The sequence below is a fragment of the Hyphomonas sp. genome (assembly GCF_041398385.1).
In the GTDB taxonomy this organism is placed as follows: Bacteria; Pseudomonadota; Alphaproteobacteria; order Caulobacterales; family Hyphomonadaceae; genus Hyphomonas.
Genome location: NZ_JAWKUW010000002.1, coordinates 223,741 through 243,960, shown reverse-complemented (window position 1 = coordinate 243,960; position 20,220 = coordinate 223,741). Strand labels below are relative to the sequence as shown.

The window sequence follows — 20,220 nt, the reverse complement described above, 5'->3', positions numbered from 1 at the left end:
ATAAGATGAGCGCCTAGCCCACGTTCAGGACGAACCGCACACCGATCGTCCGCGGCGCGGCGACGTTGGTGTAGAAGCTGCGCACATAGACCGGATCGCCATTCCAGTCCGGCACGACCTGGTTGGACAGCTGCGTACTGCGGGCGCCGGTCTCGATATATTCATCGAACAGATTGTTCGCGAACAGGGTCGCAGACCAGTTGGCCGCATTGTAGACGACCGACGCATTGGTCATGCCAAACCCGTCGACCGTATAGGCACCGCCGCGATTGCCCGTGCGGGTGAGAACGTCGCTCTGGTAGGAATACCCCGCATTGAAGGTCAGATCCCGGCCAGACGCGACCGGCATCACGTAAGACGTGAAGACCGAGAACTGGGTCTCGGGCGAGCCGGGCAGACGGTCACCGGCTTTGCCATCCTCAAACACCGTGCCGAAGCCCGGAGGCGAGATCGAGCGCACCAGCGATGGCACATCGTCGGTCAGCTCTGCCTTCACATGGCTGAAGCTGCCACGAAGGCTCCAGGCCTCCGTCGCCTGCCAGTTGGCAGACAGTTCGACACCCTTGGATTCCGCGCCGCCTGCGTTGACCGTGATCGGCTGGCTGCCATTGATGGTGGCAGACGAAACCTGCGGATCGGACCATTCGACGAAGTAGACGGCACCATTGAGCAGGAGCCGGCCGTTGAGCAGCGTCGTCTTCCCGCCAATTTCATAATTGGTGGTCTTGTCGGGGCCGTAGGCCCGCTCGTCGAGCTGGGCCACATCGCCCGGATTGGGCCCGAACTGCACGCCCGGCGCGTAGGCACAGACGTTCTGCTGCAGGTTCGGATCATACGGCAAGCAATCGGTGAGGCCGTTGGAATTGCCGATCCGGTAGCCTTCCGACACTGTTGCATAGACGAGAATATCGTCCGTCACATCATAGGATGTGTTGAACTTGAACAGCGTGCCGTTGTCCGACTGGCTTGGCGTCAATGCCTGATCGCCAATCTGATTGAGGGTCATCGGCGAGCCGAAATCCGGGTCGATCAGCGGGAACCAGGTGGCCGAATACTCTTTCAGTTCGTACTCGTAGTAGCGAGCACCGACTGTGACCGTCCACTTGTCCGTCAGGTCATAACCGAGCTCTCCGAAGATGGCTTTCTCGGTCAGATCGCCCGCGTACACGGAGTAATATTCGAGATCATCTCCGCGCAGCACGACATAACAGTCATCCGGGAAGGCCGGGCTGGACGTGTCACAGAAGTTCTGCTGGGCAAAGTCATCGAAGAAAGGCGTGAACTCGGACGAGGAATTGGCCGATTCCAACTTGTTATAATAACCGCCGACGATCCAGTTGAACGGGCCATCCGTCGTCGAAACAAGGCGGATTTCCTGGTTGAAACGGTCTTCCTCGCCAATTTCCTTCGTAAAGGCCGTAAAGGTCGGGAAGGCTTCGTAGCTGTATTCCAGACCGATCAGCAGGTCCGTCTGGTCACGCTGGCCGTCGTCTTCGAAATGCGACCAGCCCGATGCAGACGTCAGTTCGGCAAAGCCGAGATCGGCTACGACTTCCAGCGCCAGGAGATTGTTGGAAATCTTGTTCGGCTCCGGAACGCGCAGGGCATTCTCATAGTCGCCCACCGGAACCGGGAGGCCCGCCTTCTTGCTGGAAATCCGGCGGCCGCCAATGTCGGCCTGCTGGAAATAGTAGGTCAGTGTACCGTCAAGCCAGCTGACCGGCTCCCACCGCGCCGCGATGCGTCCGGACGTCGTCTTTTCCCAGTCGACATCTTCGGCCCGGTGCAGGTTGGCTGCCACGTCGGCCGGATCGGTGAAGTCCGGATCGGCTTTTGACACACCGATCTGGTTCACCAGGAAGGGCTGGTCGATAAAGCCCGAATCGTCTTCGTAATCGATCGAGCCGCGGATCGCGAAATTCTTGGCAATCGGGATGTTGAAGGTGACGCCGGTTTCGTAGCTGAGGCTGTCGGCTTCCGAATATTGCGACAGTTCTGCGCGATACTGGAATTCCTCGGTGTCGAATTTCGGCTTGGTCGGGATGTAGCGGATTGCGCCGCCCAGCGTACCGGCGCCGTAGAGCGTGCCCTGCGGTCCCAGCAGCACTTCGACCCGCTCGAGGTCGTTGAGCTTCAGGTCGACAAAGACCGGAATTTCACCAAGGTAGGTCGCGACGGTGCCGCCACCATCATTGTTGCCATCACCGGGCCCGATCGGGTCGGCATTGAGGCCGCGGACGATGATCGGGTTGCCCTGACGGCCCCCGCGGTCGACGACGTTGATGCCCGGCACGAAGGCCAGCACATCGGACAATTCGTCAAAACCCTGTTCCTCGATCTGCGAGGCGCCGACAGCGGCAATATTGAGAGGGATGTCCTGCACGTCGCCGGCACGGCGGGTTGCCGTTACGGTGATCGTCTGGGCCCTGAGTTCGGTATCTTCGGTCGTGGTCGCATCCTGCGCGGCGGCGGCAAAGACCGCTCCGCCGGCCAGGGCGACCAGACTGACATGTTTCATGAGAGAGGTTTTCATCTGTGGTTACTCCTTTTCTCCCACCTGATTTTGCAAGTAGGTGCCAAGGGCAAATGCGGCGCAAGCGTCGTAACTCCGTCGCGTCACATTTCTGGCAAAGAGAAGCAAAAAGAGCACACCTGAGACCAATTCCTGCGCAGGAGCGCCCGATCCGATGAAAGATTTGCACACCTCCGCCACCGAAGCGCGTCAACTGGACGAGGCCGGGCGGCTGCTCGAGGCAAAATCCTACCAGGAGGCGCATGCGCTCTGCCTTGCGGTTCTGAATGCAAACCCCGGCTCGGCGCGGGCCTACTACCTGCTGGGCGTGATGGCGGCCGATCATGGCGGCCACCGGAAAGCCATCGAATTATTCGACAGGGCGCTTGCCATCGACGGCCAGCATTCCGGGGCGCTCACCCAGAAAGCCCGAAGCCTAATCGCCCGGCTCGAACGGTCGCAGGCAGTGGACATGGCCAATCGGGCGGCGGCCCTTCAACCCGAAGACCCGTTCACGCTGGTCACGCTCGGCGTGGTGTTCAGCCGGGCGGGCCTGCATGAGCGTGCCGTGCCGTTTTATGCCGCCGCAACGGCAGCGCGGCCGGACGATCCCGCGTTTCACTACAATCACGGCGCCGCCCTGCAATTCATCGGCAGGATGGACGAGGCCCGCAAAGCCTATGAAGCCTGCGTGGCGCTGGCGCCAAACAATACCTGGGCGCTGTCTGCCCTGACCCAGATCCGCAAACAGACGCCGGACGACAATGAACTGCCCCGGCTGGAAGCCGCCTTTGAGGCAACGTCCGCGGATGCCGACGACGCCCTGCGTGTCGGCCATGCGCTGGCCAAGGCGCATGAGGATCTGGGCAATGCCGACGACGCGCTCGACTGGCTGAAGAAAGCGAAAGCCGCCAAATGGGCGGCGATTCGCTATGATCCGGCAGCGGACGAGGCCTTGTTCGCAACCGCCCGGCACCTCGCCGGAGCCCTGAGGGGAAAATCCGGACAGGCCGGGCCAGCGCCGATCTTTATCGTCGGCATGCCCCGCACCGGCACAACCCTCATCGACCGCATCCTGTCGAGCCACAGCCTGGTGACATCGGGCGGCGAACTTGCCGATTTCGGCATGGCGCTGAAGCGGCTGTCGGGCACGCAATCGAACAAGGTTCTGGACCAGGAAACCCTCGCCGCCGCAGAGCGCGTCGACCTTTCAGCGCTCGGCCGGACCTATGCCGAAAGCGTCCGGTCAACGCTCGGCCTGGAAGGCCGGTTCATCGACAAGCTGCCGCTCAACATTCTCTACGCACCGGCGATTCTTGCGGCCCTGCCAGATGCGCGCGTCATCTGCCTGCGGCGTCATCCGGCCGACACCGTGCTCAGCAATTACCGCCAGCTGTTTGCGACGCGGTTTCCCTATTACGACTATGCCTACGATCTCGAAGCGTGCGCCCGCTACTATGTCGGCTTCGACCGGATGGTGGCGCACTATTCCGAAGTTTTACCTCCCGACAGGTTCCGGCAGGTCCGGTATGAGCAGGTTGTCGGCGACATAGAAACCGAAACGCGCGCCTTGCTTGACTTCTGCGGGCTGGAATTCGAGCCCGCCTGCGTTTCCTTCCATGAAAATACCGCGCCCGTGGCGACCGCGAGTTCCGCACAGGTTCGCGAGCCGCTCTACACGCGCTCGCTCGCCCGCTGGAAGCGCTATGAAGCGGGGCTGAAGCCGGCGCTGGACATTCTGGAAGCGGCCGGCTGTCTCGACCCTGACGAGCGTAGCCCAAAATAGTTGGCGCCCGCCTCTGGCCATCGCGCTTGAGAGCGCTAGTCTCCCGCCGGTCCGCAACAAGGGGAGAAACGCCATGCAACACCGCCGCCTGGGCCGCAGCGCCATCTATGTATCCGACATCTGCATGGGCACCATGACCTTCGGCTCGCAGGCCGACGAGGCCGAATCCCTGCGCATCCTCGATGCCAGCTTCGATGCCGGAATCAATTTCTACGACACGGCCGAAAACTATCCCGTGCCCCCGGATTTCAAATGGGCCGGGCGCACGGAGGAAATCGTCGGCAAATGGCTGAAAACCAAGGACCGCGATTCCATCATCCTCGCCACCAAGGTCTGCGGGCCATCGCATGGCTGGATCAAGGGCAGCCAGCGCGCTGGCATGACGGCGCTCGACCGGCACAATATCCGCAAGGCGATCGAAGCGAGCCTGCAACGTCTAGGCACGGATTATGTGGACCTCTACCAGACGCACTGGCCAGACCATGGCACTGCCTATGACGAGACGATGGAAACGCTCGATGACCTCGCACGGGAAGGCAAGATCCGCATTGCCGGCTGCTCCAACGAGGATGCGTGGGGCCTGATGAAGAGTCTCGAAGCCTCAGCCCGGCTCGGCGTGCTGCGCTATGAGACCATTCAAAACAATTTCAGCCTGAACAATCGCCGCTTCGAAGATGCGCTTTCCAAAGTGTGCAAGCAGGAAGGTGTCAGCCTCATCCCCTATTCCCCGATTGGTGGCGGCGTGCTGGCCGGCAAATACCAGGACGGCGCCCGGCCGGAAGGCGCGCGCTTCTCCCGCTATCTCGAAATCGGCGGACGGCAGGCGACGATGGCGCACCGCTTCGTCAACGACAAGACACTCGCTTCCACAGCCCGCTTCATGGAGATCGCGAAGGAAGCGGGCATCAGCGCGGTGACGCTCGCAACGGCCTGGTCGAAGCAACATGACTTCGTCGCGTCCACCATTGTCGGCGTGTCGAAATTCGATCAGCTGGCGGACATCTTCGCTGCTGCCGACCTCACCCTGTCCGACGATGTCATGAAGGCCTGCAATGCAGTGACGAAAGACATTCAGTACCCGATGGGCTGAGCCTTAAAATTGAAACCCCCGGCCCGCTTCTTGCGGCAGGCCGGGGGTGCCCCTATTCGCCCCACCAAACTGGTTGTGCGTCAGTCCGCGGATGGCCGCCCGGTCGCCAGCACCTCACGCTTGCCGGCATGGTTTGGCGCGGAAATGATGCCGTCTTCTTCCAGCCGGTCGATCAGGCCCGCGGCCTTGTTGTAGCCGATCTTCAGGCGGCGCTGCAGATAAGAGGTCGATGCCCGCTGGTCGCGCACGACAATGGCGATGGCCTGCGCGAAGAGATCCTCGTCTTCGTCGCCCGTCGAGGTGCCGAGCATGGCATCCATCACGGCCGATCCCGTGGATCCGTCTTCCGGCGACTCCAGAATGTCCATCACATAGTCCGGCTCGCCCTGGTCTCGCAGCCAGTCGGTGACGGCGCCGACATCTTCGTCGGAGACGAAGGGGCCGTGCAGGCGCGTCGATTTCTGGCCGGGTGCCTGATACAGCAAGTCGCCCATGCCGAGCAGCTGTTCGGCGCCCTGCTCGTTGAGAATGGTGCGGGAGTCGATCTTCGTCGTCACCATGTAGGAAATACGGGTCGGGAAGTTCGCCTTGATCGTGCCGGTGATGACGTCCACGGACGGACGCTGCGTGGCCGTGATCAGGTGAATACCGGCGGCACGGGCCATCTGGGCAAGACGCTGGACGCAGCCTTCCACTTCCTTGCCGGCAACAAGCATCAGGTCCGCCATCTCGTCGATCACGACAACAATGTTCGGAATGTGATCGATCGGCAGGATCTCGGTCTCGTAGATCGGCTTGCCGCGATCGTCGAAGCCGGTCTGCACCTTGCGCACCAGATTCTCGCCGGCGTTACGATACTTTGCGGCCTTCTCGTTGAAGCCGGCCAGGTTCCGCACGCCCGCTTTCGACATCAGCTCGTAGCGGCCTTCCATTTCGCGCACCGTCCACTGTAGCGCGTTCACCGCCTTCTTCGGATCGGTCACGACCGGGGCGAGCAGGTGCGGAATGCCCTCATAGACCGAGAGTTCGAGCATCTTCGGGTCGATCATGATGAAGCGGCACTGTTCCGGCGTATGACGGAAGATCAGTGACAGGATCATCGCATTGACGCCCACCGACTTGCCCGAACCCGTCGTACCGGCGATCAGCAGGTGAGGCATCTTGGCGAGGTCGACGACCGTCGGCACGCCGCCAATGTCTTCGCCGAGGGCCATCGGCAGGCTGGCGCGCGAGCCGGTATAGGCATCCGACTGCAGCAGCGAGCGGAGGTAGACCGTCTCACGCTCTTCATTCGGCAGTTCGATACCGATGGCGTTCTTGCCCGGCACAACCGCGACGCGGGCAGACTTGGCGCTCATCGAGCGGGCGATATCGTCGGCAAGCGAGATGACGCGGGAAGACTTCACGCCCGGCGCCGGCTCCATCTCGAACAGGGTGATGACCGGACCCGGACGCACTTCCTTCACGCGGCCGCGCACGCCGAATTCCTTGAGGACTTCGGAGAGGCGTGCCGCCTTGGCGAGCAGGGCTTCCTCGTCGATCGAATCGGCGCGCTCCTCGGTCAGTTCCAGCAGGTCGATGGAGGGCAGGCGGCCGGCCTTGCGGCGGCGCTCGACAGGCTTGGCCACTTTCGGCTCAACCGGCGCCTTGGGACGGGCGGAGGGCAGGGTGAACAGCGGCTTGCGCACCGGCTCATCGGCCTCGTCTTCATCATCGAGGTCTTCGTCGTCATAGTCTTCGTCGTCGAGGTCGTCATAGTCGTCGGCCTCGTCGTCGACATAGTCCTCATCCTCGTAGTCGAGGTCGTCTTCCTCTTCCTCGATCTCGATCTTCTTGCGGCCGCGCAGGAAACGCGACGCAGACGCGTCGTCGTCGGTCAGTACGACGCGGGCACGTTCTTCACGCTCCACCTCAACTTCGTCGACGCGCTCTTTCTTCTTCGGCGCGAGGAATTTGAGCACCGCAAACAGGGCGCCGCCCACGCCATGCGCTTGGCGCGCCGCCCGGATGCTGGAACTCGCTGCCGCATCCTTGAGGAGGAGCGCATCGCCGCGGCGGAAGCCGAGAGCCGACAGGCCTGCCCAGAGCGCCAGCATGCCAAGCGCGATACCGGCCCAGGTGTCTGGCGAGGGCAGCATCAGCGCGCGGAACGGCATGGAGGCAAAATGATAAAGGCCGTCGCCGACCACACCGCCGAGCCCGGCGCTGAGCGGCCAGGATTGCGGCACCGGCCAGGCTGCGAAGAATGCCGCCGACAGGGGCACGAACAGGAAACCCTGGAACCACCGGCGGATGCGCGGTGCGCCGATCAGCACCGTGCGCATCGCGCCGCCGATCATCAGCGCAAGACCTGCCGTCCACGCGGACCAGCCGAGCGTCTGGCGCGCAAGGTCTGCGAAGACAGCGCCCGAGCCGCCAAACAGGTTTTGCACGTCTGCATCGGTCGCCGCATTCCAGGACGGATCGGTCGCGACATAAGACCCCACACTGCCGCAGATGAACACGCCAATGGCGAAGGCGGCTGCCCCCGTCAGGATGCGCCAGACCGGATCGCTTACGCTGAGGCTGGGGGCGTCATCATCGTCATAGGCATAATCGGTCATGGGGTGGGGAGGCCTCCGCGTTGTCGGTGGAGGCCGCAATCTGCCCTATCAGCCTTAACACCGGGAAAATGCGCCTGCCCAAGACGCAGTGCCCGCTTTAACAATTTGACGCGAAGAGATTTACGGCAATGCGGGGTCGCCGGCACACTTCTGTGGCGGCCTGCGAGACGACGCGCAGGCGCACCAAGTCCCGTGAAACAGGAAGGAATCGGCGCTCCCGGAGCTGGGGGCCTGAGAGCAAGCTTGACATATGTCTGCCGTATGCGGACGGGTTTGCGAGCCCCATCCGTTAACACCTTCCATGTTTCCGGCAGGGGTTCCTAATGTGGCGGTGTGTAAAATTAACGGCTCCGGCGGCTGCGAGCCCTAAAAAGAAAAGTCCCGGCAGGAGACCTGCCGGGACTGATCAGGAAGGTGTCGAGGCTCAGCCTGCGGTGAAGTCCGGATAGGCTTCCAGACCGACTTCCGCCTTGTCCATGCCCATCATTTCTTCTTCCTCGGTCGCGCGGACACCGATGGTGAACTTCAGCGCGAGCCAGACGACAAGCGAAGCAGCCGACACGAACACCGCCGTGAGCGCCACGCCGACGAACTGGCCGACGAAGTTCGGGTCGCCGGCTTCGTTCGGCACAATCGCCATGCCGTGCGTTGCCGGAACGATCATTGTGCCCCAGATGCCGCAGACGAGGTGCACAGGGATGGCGCCGACCACGTCGTCGATCTTGACCTTGTCGAGCAGCGGAACCGTCAGCACGGCGAGCACGCCGCCCACGCCGCCGATGAGGACGGCCTGGCCCATGGTCGGGGTCAGCGGCTCAGCGGTGATCGAGACGAGGCCGCCAAGTGCACCGTTGAACACCATGGTCGCGTCGACTTTGCCCTTATAGAGGATCGCCGTCATGATCATCGCACCAAGCGTGCCGCCGACAGCGCCCATATTGGTGTTGGCGAAGATCTGGGCGACGGAGTTGATGTCGGGAACCGTGCCGGCAGCGAGCTGCGAGGCGCCGTTAAAGCCGAACCAGCCGAACCACAGGATGAAGGTACCAAGGCCCGCCAGCGGGATGTTGGAACCCGGCATCGCGTGAACCTGCTTGCCGAAATACTTGCCGGTCCGCGGTCCGATGATGATGGCACCGACGAGCGCCGCCCAGCCACCGACCGAGTGGACCAGCGTCGAGCCAGCAAAGTCGGAGAAGGCCCATGCGGAGTCGAGATAGCCGCCACCCCATTCCCAGGAGACGACAACCGGATAGATGAAGGCCGTCAGGACTGCAGTGAAGGCGAGGAAGCCCCACAGCTTGACGCGCTCAGCGACGGTCCCGGAGACGATCGAGGCAGCGGTTGCCACGAACACCATCTGGAAGAACCAGTCGGAAGCAGGCGCGTAGCCGGCATCACTTTCGACACCAAGGTCGCCGCCGCTCCAGATGCCCGGCGTGGTGCCAAGCAGGCCGCCGAGGATCGTGCTGCCCGGATAGGCCATGTTGTAGCCGACAACCCAGAACATGAGGCCGGCAACGGCGTACAGCAGGACGTTCTTCATCGACTGCATGGCGGCGTTCTTCGAACGCACCAGGCCGACTTCAAGACACATGAACCCGGCCGCCATGAACATGACGATCAGGCCGCCGATCAGGAAGAGGTAGGAATTGTCGACATAGGAGCTGGCGCTTCCGCTGACGGATTCCTCAAGCGCGGAAAGACGTGCTTCGAGATCGGCATCCTGTGCGTATGCGAGCGCCCCCGTAAGTGCAAAGGCTGGCAGCAATGCCACCCCGCGCACCCATCTTTTCAATGTCTGGCCCATTCGGCCCCTCCATGTCGCTGGTTCCGGAGCTCGGGACCCCCCGCGCTCTCCCACCCCCGATATGATTTAGGGTCCGCCCGAATGTCGCTCGGGCGGCAGACTCAACACCCCAATCTGGAGACTCGTGGTCAAAGGCTGGGCAGGGATGCGGCCAATCGCCCAAATCTACGCCATCGCTGGACGCGGGGCGGGCGGCTCGCTATCTCGAAACCATGACGAAACCATACGAAGTGCCGGAAGGAATAGTGGACCTTGTCGTGATCGGGGCAGGGCCGGTCGGCACCTCGCTTTCGATCCTCGCCACCCAGCGCGGTTTCACCACGATCCTCGTCGATGGACGCGACCCTTCTGCAATACCTGCAATGGATACGCGGAATTTCGCCATCGTCCGCGGCAGCTGGCGCCTGCTCGGCGCAACCGGCGTTCATCCCCTGCTGGAAGGCGTGACCGAGCCCCTCAACGGCCTCGAAGCCGTGGATGGCGGCACCCATGCTTTCGGCGCGCCCTTTGTCCTCTTCGGCAATGAAGACCTGCCGGACGATGAAGACGGCCAGCCGCTGGGCCAGATGATCCCTTCGGCCGATCTTCAGGCCGCGCTGGACCGGATCACCGGCGAAACGGAAGGCCTGACCTGGCTCCGCGGCGCCCGGTTTGCCGGTCTTGAGACCAATCCGGCCGGCGCCACAGTCCGCCTGGAAGACGGAACCGAGATCCGGGCGCGGCTGGTCGCCGCCTGCGACGGGGTCAACTCCTCGGTCCGCGCCGCACTCGGCATCGGCACGGAAGAGCACGACTATGGCAAATCCGTCTTCGCCGCGAATGTGAAGCTGGACCGGCCGCATGGCGGCATCGCGCGCCAGCTGTTCATGCCGGAGGGGCCGTTTGCGACCCTGCCCATGCCCGACAATCGCGCCAACCTTGCCTGGTACATGAAGCGCGGCGCCGCCGAGGCGCTGGCAAAACTGCCGAAGGAAGACCAGGAAGCCGAACTTAACGCCCGGTTCGCGGACTTTGCCGGGCGCATGGAAATCGACGGTCCCGTCGTTTCCTATCCGCTGCGCATGAAACTCGCCCAGCGCATGACCGGCCCCCGCACCGCCCTGCTGGGCGACGCTGCCCACCGGATCAATCCGCTGGCGGGCCAGGGCCTCAATCTCGGCATCAAGGATGTCGCCGCGCTGATCGACGTGATGGTCGAAGCGCGTGAAGTCGGTCTCGATCATGGGGCCGATGCCGCCGTGGAACGCTACCAGCAATGGCGGCGCTTCGACTCCGCCAGTGTCGCCATGTTCATGGACGTGATCGACCGGGCCTTTTCAAACGACAATGCGGTGATGAAGCCGCTGCGGGGCCTTGCCATGACGGCGGCCAACAAGATCGGCCCCTTGCGCCGGGCCATGGCCCGCCAGGCCAGCGCCGACCAGAAGCACCTGCCCAGCCTGATGCGCTGAGCGCTCAGGCGCCGACTGTCAGATCCCGGAGCAGCGACCAGTTATAGAGCCCGCTGTCATGGCCATCACTGAAAAAGATGCGCAGGGCATAGCGCCCGACCGGCTCGGCGTTCACGACGGAAATATTCTCCGGCACCGGCTTTTGCGGCGGCGGCGGACCGCCGCCATGGCCGCGCACTTCAGCGGAGGGCGACTGTTCCCGCAGGCGCTTGTAGCCGACGGTGCCGGACGTGCCGTCGTCGAATTCGGCAAACAATTCCTGCGCCCCTTTGCGGAAAGTCAGGCGGATGGGCCAGGCTTCGGCGTTCATTCGGTCTCTCCATGGGGCGGATCGGGTTGTGTCAGGTCGCGGGCTTCCTCGACCAGCATGATCGGGATTCCGCCGCGGATCGGATAGGCAAGGCGCGCGCGCGGTGACACAAGCTCGTTATGTTCGGCGTCATAGCTGAGCGGCTGACGCGTCTGCGGGCAGATCAGGATTTCAAGAAGCCGCGGATCGACGCCCGAATGGGGTTTGCGCGGCGGGGACTGGTCGGTACTCATGGGTTTTCTATTGCAGGCTTCCGCGGTCCGGGCCAGCGGAATCCATTTTGAGAAGAATGCCGAGCCGCTCCGCCCTTTGCTGCAGCGACACGGCTTCCAGCAAGGCCTGTTTTTCCATCACGGAAAAAGGACATCCGGCGCAGAGGGCATTGATCAGGCCTTCAAGGTCCGCCTTGCCGACGGCATCCCAGTCGACCGACATGTCCTTTGCGTCGGAATAGATGTTGAGCGCAGCGATCAGGCCTGCGCGGGTTCCGGGCGGTTCGACGTCCGGTTCATGGAAGTCATCCGCGAACTCTGTCCAGTCTGCCCGCACCTGGCGATAGGGCGTGCGCACATCCAGTTCCTCCGCGACCCGGAACCGGGCAAGCCCCGTCAGCGTGATCAGATAGCGCCCGTCCTCGGTCTCGGAATAGCTCGTGATCCGTCCGACACAGCCGATGGCGGCAAGGTCCGGCGCCTGACGCTCGCCTCCGGTGGACTGGATCATGCCGATCAGCCGGTTTCCGGCCATCGCATCGTCCACCATGTTCAGGTAGCGCGGCTCGAAAATGTTGAGCGGCAGCGGCCAGCGCGGGAACAACAGAACGCCCGGCAGCGGAAACACGGCCAGCGTGTCCGGCAGGTCCCTGATGGAATGAAACGGCGCTCCACTCATAACTCTATAAGTGGGGCGCCGGCCGCCTCAGGCAAACATCAGTGAGGCAAGACGCCGCCGTCCCTCGACCGTGACCGGGTCGGTCGCGCCGGCCGCTTCGAACACCTGCAGCAGTTTCTGCTTCGCCTTGCCCTCGGCCCAATCCATCTTGGCACCAAGAATGATCAGCAAATGGTCCACCGCGTCGGCATAGCGCCCGGCACCGGCATAGGCTTCGGCCAGCTCGAACCGCTTGTCGTGGTCCGCCGGGCTCGCCATCACCGCATCCAGCAACGCATCGAATTCGTCGGCCGCCGGCGAATCGCCCATCATCTCGATGGCCATGCGCACGCCCTTGACGGTGGAGTCGTTCTTCTTGTCGTCCGGGATCATGTCGAGCGTTGCGCTCGCGCGTTCCTTGTCGCCATTGGCGAGGTAGCAGCGTGCGAGGCCTGCAATGGCGGTGACGTTTTCCGGCTCTTCATTGATGATGGCGGCATAGATCTGCGCCGCCGTGGCAATGTCACCCTGCTGGCTTGCGGCCTCGGCCTGGGCCAGCGCTTCGGCGATCGCCTGCGCGGAATCCGTGCCGGACAGCAGCTTGTCGATGAAACCGCGCACCTGGCCTTCAGGCAGGGCACCGAGGAAAGCATCGACCGGACGACCCTTGTCGAACGCATAGACCGCCGGGATCGACCGCACGCCGAGCTGGCCGGCAAAGGCCGGGTTCTCGTCGATATTGATCTTGACCAGCTTCACCGCGCCCTTGTGGCCTTCGACCACGCGCTCGATGATCGGGCCCAGCTGGCGGCATGGGCCGCACCAGGGCGCCCAGAAATCGACGATTACGGGCTGGGTGTTAGAGGCTTCCACGACATCGGTCATGAACTCCTGGTCGGTGCTGTCTTTCGTGTGCAGCGCGGCGGCGTCAGCCATGGCATTGATCCCTTGCAAGCTGGCGCGAAGATGGGCGTTTGCGGGCGCTTTCGCAAGCGGAACGCTGCCGCGGCTTTTGCGTTCATCTCTGGTCCATCCGGAGTGCGTTTTTGCCGCCGGCTGAACAGCGGCCAACGAAAATCGGCCAAAATACCTTAATCCGGCCCTGTTTAGGCAGGGTTCAGGCGATTAAGTGTAAGTCCAAGGTCACCAAAGGAGACCCTCCATGAAGATCCGCCTCGCCACCCTGGTTGCCGCCACCGCGCTTGTCGCTGCGCCTTTCGCCGTGGCAAAGCAGGCGGGCGCCGCCCCGGCCGTGACCGCGCCGGCCGACGCCGCCAGCACGGCGCTGACCCCGGCCCAGCGCGACACGCTGCTGAAGGAAGTCGCCGCCTCGATGGAGAAGGTGAAAACCGCCAGCGGCCGTTTCGAACAGCTCTCGCCCGACTTCACCGTCGTGACCGGCCGCTTTGCCCTGTCGCGCCCCGGCAAGGTCCGGTTCGAATATGACGACCCGTCCCCGCTGCTGATCGTCAGCAACGGCACCACGGTCGCCATGCAGGATTCCGAACTCGAGACCACAGACCGCGTGCCGCTCGGCTCGACGCCACTCGCCCTGCTGCTCGACGACCAGCTCGACTTCAAGACCGAGGCCGAGATCGTCGACGTCATCCAGACTGGCGACCGCGTCGGCGTCACCCTGCGCGACAAGTCCGGTGAAATGGACGGCACGCTGACCCTGATCTTTGCGGGCGCAAAGCGTGACCTGGTCGGCTGGCGCGCCGTCGATGGCGCCGGCAACATGACCTCAGTCGAACTCAGCGACGTCCAGACCGGCAAAAAGCTCAGTCCGCGCCTCTTCACGGTCAAGGATTTCGAGGACGAATAGCTCCGGCGTCCGCTGCTGAAAAACATACAGGTCCGCCCCGGCCGGTCACGTCCGGGGCGAATGCTGTTGCGGAAAACACAAGCTGTTAACACATAATTTACTTGAAGTTTTCGCCTGTAGTGACATCTTTGCAACTGTCGACACACGGCATACCCCGCGCAGCACCCGACCCCCCGCTGTGAACCACCGTGATGTCGCTGCCGGAGCCTTCCCCTCCCGGCGAGACGTTGGAAACCGCGTCAGGCGCGCCCGAGCTCCCCCCGCGCTCGGGCGCGTTGACGTTTCGGGGAACAATGCTACCCAGCGCGGATGCCAAAGACCCTCAAGATCGTCAGCTGGAACATCAACTCGGTCCGCCTGCGCGCCCCGAATGTCGAGGCCTTCGTGGCCGAGCAGAAGCCTGACGTCGTCTGCCTGCAGGAAACCAAGTGCCAGGACGGCGAATTCCCCGAAAAGATCTTCCGCGAAATGGGGTTGAAGCACCTTGTGCTGAACGGCCAGAAGGGCGGCCATCACGGCGTCGCCATCGCTTCGCGCCTGCCGCTGGAGCGGATCGAGGCGCCGGATCTCTGCCGCGAGGGCCATTCCCGCGTCATCGCCGCGAAAGTTGCCGGCATGGAGGTCCACAACATCTACCTGCCCGCCGGCGGCGATGAGCCCGACCCCGCAACGAACGACAAGTTCGCGCACAAGCTCGACTTTCTTGAGCGCCTGGGGCCCGCCTACAAGAAGCAGACGAAAACCCCGCGCGTGCTCGTCGGTGACCTCAATGTCGCCCCGCACGAAAACGACGTCTGGTCGCACAAACAGCTCTTGAAGATCGTCTCGCACACGCCGGAAGAAACCGAACGGCTCGAATCCTCCCGCAATCTTGCGAAATTCGCCGACGTCGCGCGACTCGCCGTGCCGGATGAGCAGAAGCTCTACACCTGGTGGAGCTATCGCGCGAAGGACTGGGCCGAGAGCAATCGCGGCCGCCGCCTCGATCATATCTGGGTCAATCCCGCGGCGCTTCCGGACACGAAGGTCGATTCCTACAGGATTCATCTCGGCTGGCGCGGCGGATGGAAACCGTCCGACCACGCACCGGTCAGTATCGAGATTAAAGTCTGATCAGGGCTGGAGACGGTAGCCGCCGGCATCGGTCAGCAACAGGCGCGCATTCGCCGGATCCGGCTCCACCTTCTGGCGCAGGCGATAGATGTGCGTTTCCAGAGTGTGCGTTGTCACCGCCGCGTTATAGCCCCAGACTTCCGACAACAGCTCATCCCGCGCGACCGGCTTGCCGCCGGCCCGGTAGAGATATTTCAGGATGTTGGTCTCCTTCTCGGTGAGGCGCACCTTGCGACCATCCGAGGTGAGCAGCTGTTTCATCGACGGGCGGAATTCATACGGGCCGATCTTGAAGGTCGCATCTTCCGACTGTTCGAAGCTGCGCAGGTGCGCGCGGATCCGCGCCAGCAGGACGGAGAACTTGAACGGCTTGGTGACATAGTCATTGGCGCCGGATTCGAGGCCAAGAATCGTATCGGCGTCGCCATCCTGACCGGTCAGCATAATGATCGGCGTGCGCACACCCTTCTGCCTCATGATCTTGCATGCCTCGCGGCCATCCATGTCCGGCATGTCGACATCGAGCAGGATGAGATCCAGCCGCTCCGTCGTTGCCCTGAGGATTCCGGCATTGGCATTTTCGGCCTGCAGGATCTCGAACCCGTCATGCAGCTCGAACTGTTCAGCCAGCGCCTCACGCAGGTCCTGATCATCGTCCACCAGCAGGATTGTCTTCTTGGCCGCCATGGGCTGCCTCCTTCGCGTTTCGCGCCCGCTCTTATCCGAACAGCGTGAAGATGCCATAAGAAAACAGGGATTAGTCGATCACAAGAGCGGGAGAGGTGCGTGAGCGCAGACTTCATTGCCAATGCGGACGGGCGCTTTTGCTTCGAAGGCCGCAGTGTGCGCTGCGTTCTTGGCAAGAGCGGCGTGGTGGCGGCTGCGGACAAGCGGGAAGGCGACGGCGCCTCGCCTGCCGGCATCTGGCCCCTGCGCCGGGTTTTCTACCGGCCTGACCGGGTCGCCCCGCCTGAAACCGGGCTGACCGTCGTCGCGCTGACACCAGGTGACGGCTGGTGTGACGCACCGGACGACCCGAACTACAACCGGCTTGTCCGCCTGCCTTATGCGGCCAGCCACGAAAAAATGTGGCGGGACGACCATGCCTACGACCTGGTGGTCGAGCTTGGATACAATGACGACCCTCCCGTGCCGGGACGGGGCAGCGCCATTTTCATGCATCTCGCTCAGCCGGACTGGCGCGGTACGGAGGGCTGCATCGCGATGGCAGTCCAGGATTTGCTTGGTGTACTCAGAACGGCAAAATCCGGTTCTGAAATCGAAATCCGAACTTAGCTGCGTGCGCCGAACAGCGCCGTCCCGACGCGCACATGCGTCGCGCCGAACCGCGCCGCGGTCGCATAATCGCCGCTCATGCCCATGGAGAGAACCGGAAGCCCGGCCTCCCGGGCGAGCTTTGCCAGAAGGGCGAAATGGGGGCCCGCCGGCTCATCCACCGGCGGAATGCACATCAGGCCGCGCACCTCCAGCCCGGCATCGCGCGCTTCCTGTAGCAGCGCCGGCAGGTCGCGCGGTGCAACACCGGCCTTTTGCGGTTCCTCGCCCGTATTGACCTGGACCAGGACCGGGACGCGGCGCCCGGCCTTCTCCATGGCTTTCGCCAGTGCGTGGACCAGTTTCGGCCTGTCCAGCGTCTCGATCAGGTCGAACAGGCGCACCGCCTCGTCCGCCTTGTTCGTCTGCAAGGGGCCGATGAGGTGCAGCTCAAGGTCCGGATAGGCAGCGCGCCGGTGGGCCCAGTGCGCTTCGGCCTCCTGCACCCGGTTTTCGCCGAAAACCCGCTGGCCCGTGTCCAGAATGGCGTCGATTGCCTCATCCGGCTGCGTTTTCGTCACTGCGACGAGCGTCGGGGCCGGGGTCGCGGCAGCGGAAAGTTCCGCCAGCACCGCCTCGCGGCGCTTGGCAATGGAGAGCGTGTCGGTATCAGTCATGTGTATGCAGCAGGAAGACCGGAATCGCGCAGAACGCAAGCTTCGCAGCGCCGCGCGTGCCGCTGCGGCGCATTTGCCCACCGGGCTCCCGCCGGTCTTCTTCCTCACCGATCCGAAGCGGACGCCCGACCCGGCCGAGACGGCCTCGCGCCTTCCGGCCGGCTGGGGCATCATTTACCGCCATTTTGGCGCGGCTGACCGGTATGAAATGGCACGCAGGATCATCGCTGTCGCACGCCAAAGTCATGTTTTGGTGCTGATTGCCAACGATCCCGGCCTTGCCGCCGACGTCGGAGCAGACGGGGTGCACTGGCCCTTTGCTGCTCGGTCCGGGGCGCGGAAATGGCGCACCCGCTTCCCCCTCATGACGGCCAGCGCTCATTCTCCGGAACAGGTGCGATTGCTGCAGGATACGCCGGTTGATGCGGCACTGCTTTCAACCGTCTTTGCGTCGGACAGCCCCAGCGCCGGAACCCCCATGGGCCCACTTCGCCTCAGGGCATTCGCCCGATGCACACAAACGCCCCTCTACGCCCTCGGCGGCCTCACAGCCGAAACGGCAAGCAAGATAGCCCCTGTAGCAGGCATTGCAGGAATCGAAGGAATTGAACGGGTTTTCGGCCCTAGAACTTGAACGCCGATTTCAGCCGGATCCCAGCCTCGACATTCCGCTCTTCCCACTGGGTCACATCATTCAGCTTGTCAGCCCCAACACTGACTTCACCGCCGACCGACAGGCGCGGAGTGATCTTGAACGTTGCACCGGCCTGCATTTCTTCGCGCGGCAGCGGCGAAACAGCAGAGTCAGGACGCGAAAGCTTGTCCAGGCTGAATTCCCAGCGCGTGTTGCCGCCAAACTGCATGGACACATCTTCGGAAGGCTCAGCCTGCCAGACGGGACGTGCTTCTGTCGGCTTTGCCAGAGCGAACTGGCGATACCAATCGACCGAACCGGCCCGTGTGTCTGAAATCTGCGGCGAATCGAGTTGAGTGCTGGGTGCAGGCGCGGCTTCCTGAGCAGCCGCCGGCAATGCCAGCGCCGTCATGGCAACCGTTGCAGTGATTAACAGCCCTAGCCGCATTGTCCGCACCTTATCTGCCTAAAGATTAAGCGCCCGAGTGCGTAAACAGAAGATTAAAATACTGACACAGATACAATTCTAACGGGATAGTGTGATTTCTAACACAATCCCTTCGCTGTCCGGCAGATAGAGGCTGTGTGCGCCTGTCAGCAGGTCCACCGTGTCAGACCGGTAGCCCAATGCGACCGCCGCGTGATCGCCAAACGCCTTCGCTCCCCCGAATCGCCAGGATTTGCCGTCGATTTGGACAGTATCGTCCTCTGCCTCTCCATATTCGAAGCCCCAGCGGATCCCAAAAAGTTCCCGGCTGAGTCCCGCAGTCCAGGCTGTGTAATCGCCCGGCGTGTCGGCCAGCCCGTTATCGCTGTCGAGCATGCTGCCACCCAGAACGAAACCCTCCCATTCGAGAGAGCCGCCCGCTGACAAAGTGGTGACGCTGTCATAATCGACCGGTGAGGTGGGGGCCGCATCCACGTCAGCGTGGCTGTAAGCAACTGAAGCGCGCGTGCGGAGCCCGGTTGCGCGGAACCGGTGGTTGAAGCTGAGCGAAGCCTCGGCCGCATTGCGGATCGAGACGGCCGGGGCACCGGGAAAGATCCGGGCCGGATCGCGGTCCAGACCGCGTGTGGACGCTTCAGGCGTGAACGACAGGCCACCACGCAACCCGATTATGCGGGGCGTCGCAACAGATACTTTTGCCGAGGGGCCGGTAAGGTCATGATCGGTCCGGACGAGGGCCACACCACCCGGATCCAGCTGAGGCGCATGCAGGGAAAGGGTGCGAAACACAGAAGGCGCGCCCTCGCTGAACCGCTTTGCGATCCCTTCGTCGCGACCGAGCCGGATCTCGCCATACCCACCTTCCGCATAGACATAGGCAGTCTCGATGGCCCCGCGGGCCCCCGCATCTTCCACAACCGCCGCAGCCGCGAGGCCGCTGAACGCCCCAATCACTGGCGGTTGCTGACCTGCAGGTGCCGCGAGGATGCCCGAAAAGCCGGCGCGCGCCGGATGGTCGCGCTCGAACCTCACCCCGGTGACGACACCAATCTCGAGCCCATTGTCGAGCACCCTGTTCGCAAAGGCACCAATGCCGAAACGCAGGAGGGTTTCGTCGTCTTCACCCGGCGAAGCCACGAGCGCCGCTTCGCCGGTGACGCCGGTTTCCCAGAGGCTTTCTTCTTCCCACACGTCCTGCGCGGCTGCGGGTAAGGCCACAACACCCAGAAACGCCAGTGAAATGGCCAGACGATCCATGATTCTCTCCCGGCCCTATCCAGCGCACATCGGCACTGGCGAGCCCTGACTCGTGTTGTTATACAAACGCCCGTGAACAAGGTCTTGCGCTTGGGAATCCTTCTTATGAACAAATTTGTCCTCGCTGCGGCAGCCGCTGCCCTTATCGGGCTCACCGGGTGCCAGTCAGTCAAGCGCGTCAGCGCCGACTCCCGCGTCGCATCCGAGAATATCGGCACGGTGAACCCTTATCTCTGGCGTGCCGCGCTGGACACGTTCGACAAGATGCCGGTCCAGAGCGCAGATCCGATCGGTGGGCTGATCGTTTATGACTGGATGAGCTTCCCGTCGGCAAAGGATGAGCGGATCAAGGCGACGGTCTACATCCTCGACACGCGGCTGCGTGCGGACGGCGTCAAAGTCTCGGTTTTCCGGCAGGTCAATGAAGGCGGCCAATGGAGCGATGCAGACGTGGACCCGGAAACTGCCATCCAGCTTGAGAATGCCATTCTTGACCGGGCGCGGACGCTGAAGAACGCTCAACTCGGCTAGAAGGCCGGTCTGCAACCAGACGACAATC

The 20,220-nt window shown here is 63.1% G+C and carries 19 protein-coding genes; 8 read left to right on the top strand and 11 right to left on the bottom strand.

Annotated features, from left to right (window positions below; translation table 11 throughout):
* Window positions 1-13: 13 nt before the first annotated feature.
* Complete coding sequence (locus R3C13_RS05970; protein ID WP_371309905.1) at window positions 14-2,533, bottom strand: TonB-dependent receptor; 2,520 nt, start codon at window positions 2,531-2,533, stop codon at window positions 14-16.
* 154 nt (window positions 2,534-2,687) lie between these two features.
* Here R3C13_RS05970 and R3C13_RS05965 point away from each other — a divergent pair, with 154 nt between their 5' ends.
* Both R3C13_RS05965 and R3C13_RS05960 read left to right on the top strand, forming a co-directional pair.
* Window positions 2,688-4,298, top strand: coding sequence for a sulfotransferase (locus tag R3C13_RS05965; protein ID WP_371309904.1), 1,611 nt, complete (start codon window positions 2,688-2,690; stop codon window positions 4,296-4,298).
* 73 nt (window positions 4,299-4,371) lie between these two features.
* On the top strand, window positions 4,372-5,388 hold the full coding sequence (locus tag R3C13_RS05960) for an aldo/keto reductase (RefSeq protein WP_371309903.1): 1,017 nt from the start codon (window positions 4,372-4,374) through the stop codon (window positions 5,386-5,388).
* A gap of 80 nt (window positions 5,389-5,468) precedes the next feature.
* On the opposite strand, the gene R3C13_RS05955 is transcribed toward R3C13_RS05960, so the two are convergent.
* Window positions 5,469-7,991, bottom strand: coding sequence for a DNA translocase FtsK 4TM domain-containing protein (locus R3C13_RS05955; RefSeq protein ID WP_371309902.1), 2,523 nt, complete (start codon window positions 7,989-7,991; stop codon window positions 5,469-5,471).
* Between the two features lie 424 nt (window positions 7,992-8,415).
* The gene (locus R3C13_RS05950) at window positions 8,416-9,801 is read right to left on the bottom strand and encodes an ammonium transporter (RefSeq protein ID WP_371309901.1); all 1,386 of its coding nucleotides are present in this window, start codon (window positions 9,799-9,801) and stop codon (window positions 8,416-8,418) included.
* Between the two features lie 212 nt (window positions 9,802-10,013).
* On the opposite strand from R3C13_RS05950, the gene R3C13_RS05945 reads away from it, so the two are divergent.
* A complete protein-coding gene (locus tag R3C13_RS05945) occupies window positions 10,014-11,252 on the top strand; it encodes an FAD-dependent monooxygenase (protein WP_371309900.1) in 1,239 nt (412 codons plus the stop codon).
* Between the two features lie 4 nt (window positions 11,253-11,256).
* Here the strand turns inward: R3C13_RS05945 and R3C13_RS05940 are convergent, their stop codons facing one another.
* From R3C13_RS05940 to R3C13_RS05925, 4 genes are read right to left on the bottom strand one after another with little or no spacing between them, the layout of a single operon-like run.
* Window positions 11,257-11,562, bottom strand: a complete 306-nt coding sequence (locus tag R3C13_RS05940) for a gamma-butyrobetaine hydroxylase-like domain-containing protein (RefSeq protein WP_371309899.1) — start codon at window positions 11,560-11,562, stop codon at window positions 11,257-11,259.
* On the bottom strand, window positions 11,559-11,795 hold the full coding sequence (locus tag R3C13_RS05935) for a Trm112 family protein (protein WP_371309898.1): 237 nt from the start codon (window positions 11,793-11,795) through the stop codon (window positions 11,559-11,561). The genes R3C13_RS05940 and R3C13_RS05935 overlap by 4 nt, the downstream gene beginning before the upstream one ends.
* Window positions 11,796-11,802: 7 nt before the next feature.
* Window positions 11,803-12,453 carry an LON peptidase substrate-binding domain-containing protein gene (locus R3C13_RS05930; RefSeq protein ID WP_371309897.1) on the bottom strand — a complete coding sequence of 217 codons (651 nt, stop codon included), beginning with the start codon at window positions 12,451-12,453 and terminating at the stop codon, window positions 11,803-11,805.
* Between the two features lie 27 nt (window positions 12,454-12,480).
* Complete coding sequence (locus tag R3C13_RS05925) at window positions 12,481-13,368, bottom strand: tetratricopeptide repeat protein (protein WP_371309896.1); 888 nt, start codon at window positions 13,366-13,368, stop codon at window positions 12,481-12,483.
* Window positions 13,369-13,594: 226 nt separating this feature from the next.
* On the opposite strand from R3C13_RS05925, the gene R3C13_RS05920 reads away from it, so the two are divergent.
* Window positions 13,595-14,257 carry an outer membrane lipoprotein carrier protein LolA gene (locus tag R3C13_RS05920; RefSeq protein WP_371309895.1) on the top strand — a complete coding sequence of 221 codons (663 nt, stop codon included), beginning with the start codon at window positions 13,595-13,597 and terminating at the stop codon, window positions 14,255-14,257.
* 309 nt (window positions 14,258-14,566) lie between these two features.
* Entirely contained in the window at window positions 14,567-15,370 is an 804-nt protein-coding gene (locus tag R3C13_RS05915; RefSeq protein ID WP_371309894.1) for an exodeoxyribonuclease III, read from the top strand.
* Here the strand turns inward: R3C13_RS05915 and R3C13_RS05910 are convergent, their stop codons facing one another.
* Entirely contained in the window at window positions 15,371-16,057 is a 687-nt protein-coding gene (locus R3C13_RS05910) for a response regulator transcription factor (protein ID WP_371309893.1), read from the bottom strand.
* A gap of 99 nt (window positions 16,058-16,156) precedes the next feature.
* Between R3C13_RS05910 and R3C13_RS05905 the strand changes: the two genes are divergently transcribed.
* Entirely contained in the window at window positions 16,157-16,666 is a 510-nt protein-coding gene (locus tag R3C13_RS05905) for a L,D-transpeptidase (RefSeq protein WP_371309892.1), read from the top strand.
* Here the strand turns inward: R3C13_RS05905 and R3C13_RS05900 are convergent.
* Window positions 16,663-17,322, bottom strand: coding sequence for a YggS family pyridoxal phosphate-dependent enzyme (locus R3C13_RS05900; protein WP_371309891.1), 660 nt, complete (start codon window positions 17,320-17,322; stop codon window positions 16,663-16,665). The genes R3C13_RS05905 and R3C13_RS05900 overlap by 4 nt on opposite strands.
* Between R3C13_RS05900 and R3C13_RS05895 the strand changes: the two genes are divergently transcribed.
* On the top strand, window positions 17,321-17,956 hold the full coding sequence (locus tag R3C13_RS05895) for a thiamine phosphate synthase (RefSeq protein WP_371309890.1): 636 nt from the start codon (window positions 17,321-17,323) through the stop codon (window positions 17,954-17,956). The two genes, R3C13_RS05900 and R3C13_RS05895, sit on opposite strands and share 2 nt — an antisense overlap.
* On the opposite strand, the gene R3C13_RS05890 is transcribed toward R3C13_RS05895, so the two are convergent.
* Window positions 17,946-18,368 carry an NtrZ family periplasmic regulatory protein gene (locus R3C13_RS05890; protein ID WP_371309889.1) on the bottom strand — a complete coding sequence of 141 codons (423 nt, stop codon included), beginning with the start codon at window positions 18,366-18,368 and terminating at the stop codon, window positions 17,946-17,948. The two genes, R3C13_RS05895 and R3C13_RS05890, sit on opposite strands and share 11 nt — an antisense overlap.
* 114 nt (window positions 18,369-18,482) lie before the next feature.
* A complete protein-coding gene (locus R3C13_RS05885; protein ID WP_371309888.1) occupies window positions 18,483-19,661 on the bottom strand; it encodes a porin in 1,179 nt (392 codons plus the stop codon).
* Window positions 19,662-19,766: 105 nt separating this feature from the next.
* Between R3C13_RS05885 and R3C13_RS05880 the strand changes: the two genes are divergently transcribed.
* Entirely contained in the window at window positions 19,767-20,192 is a 426-nt protein-coding gene (locus tag R3C13_RS05880; protein ID WP_371309887.1) for a DUF3576 domain-containing protein, read from the top strand.
* Window positions 20,193-20,220 lie beyond the last annotated feature (28 nt).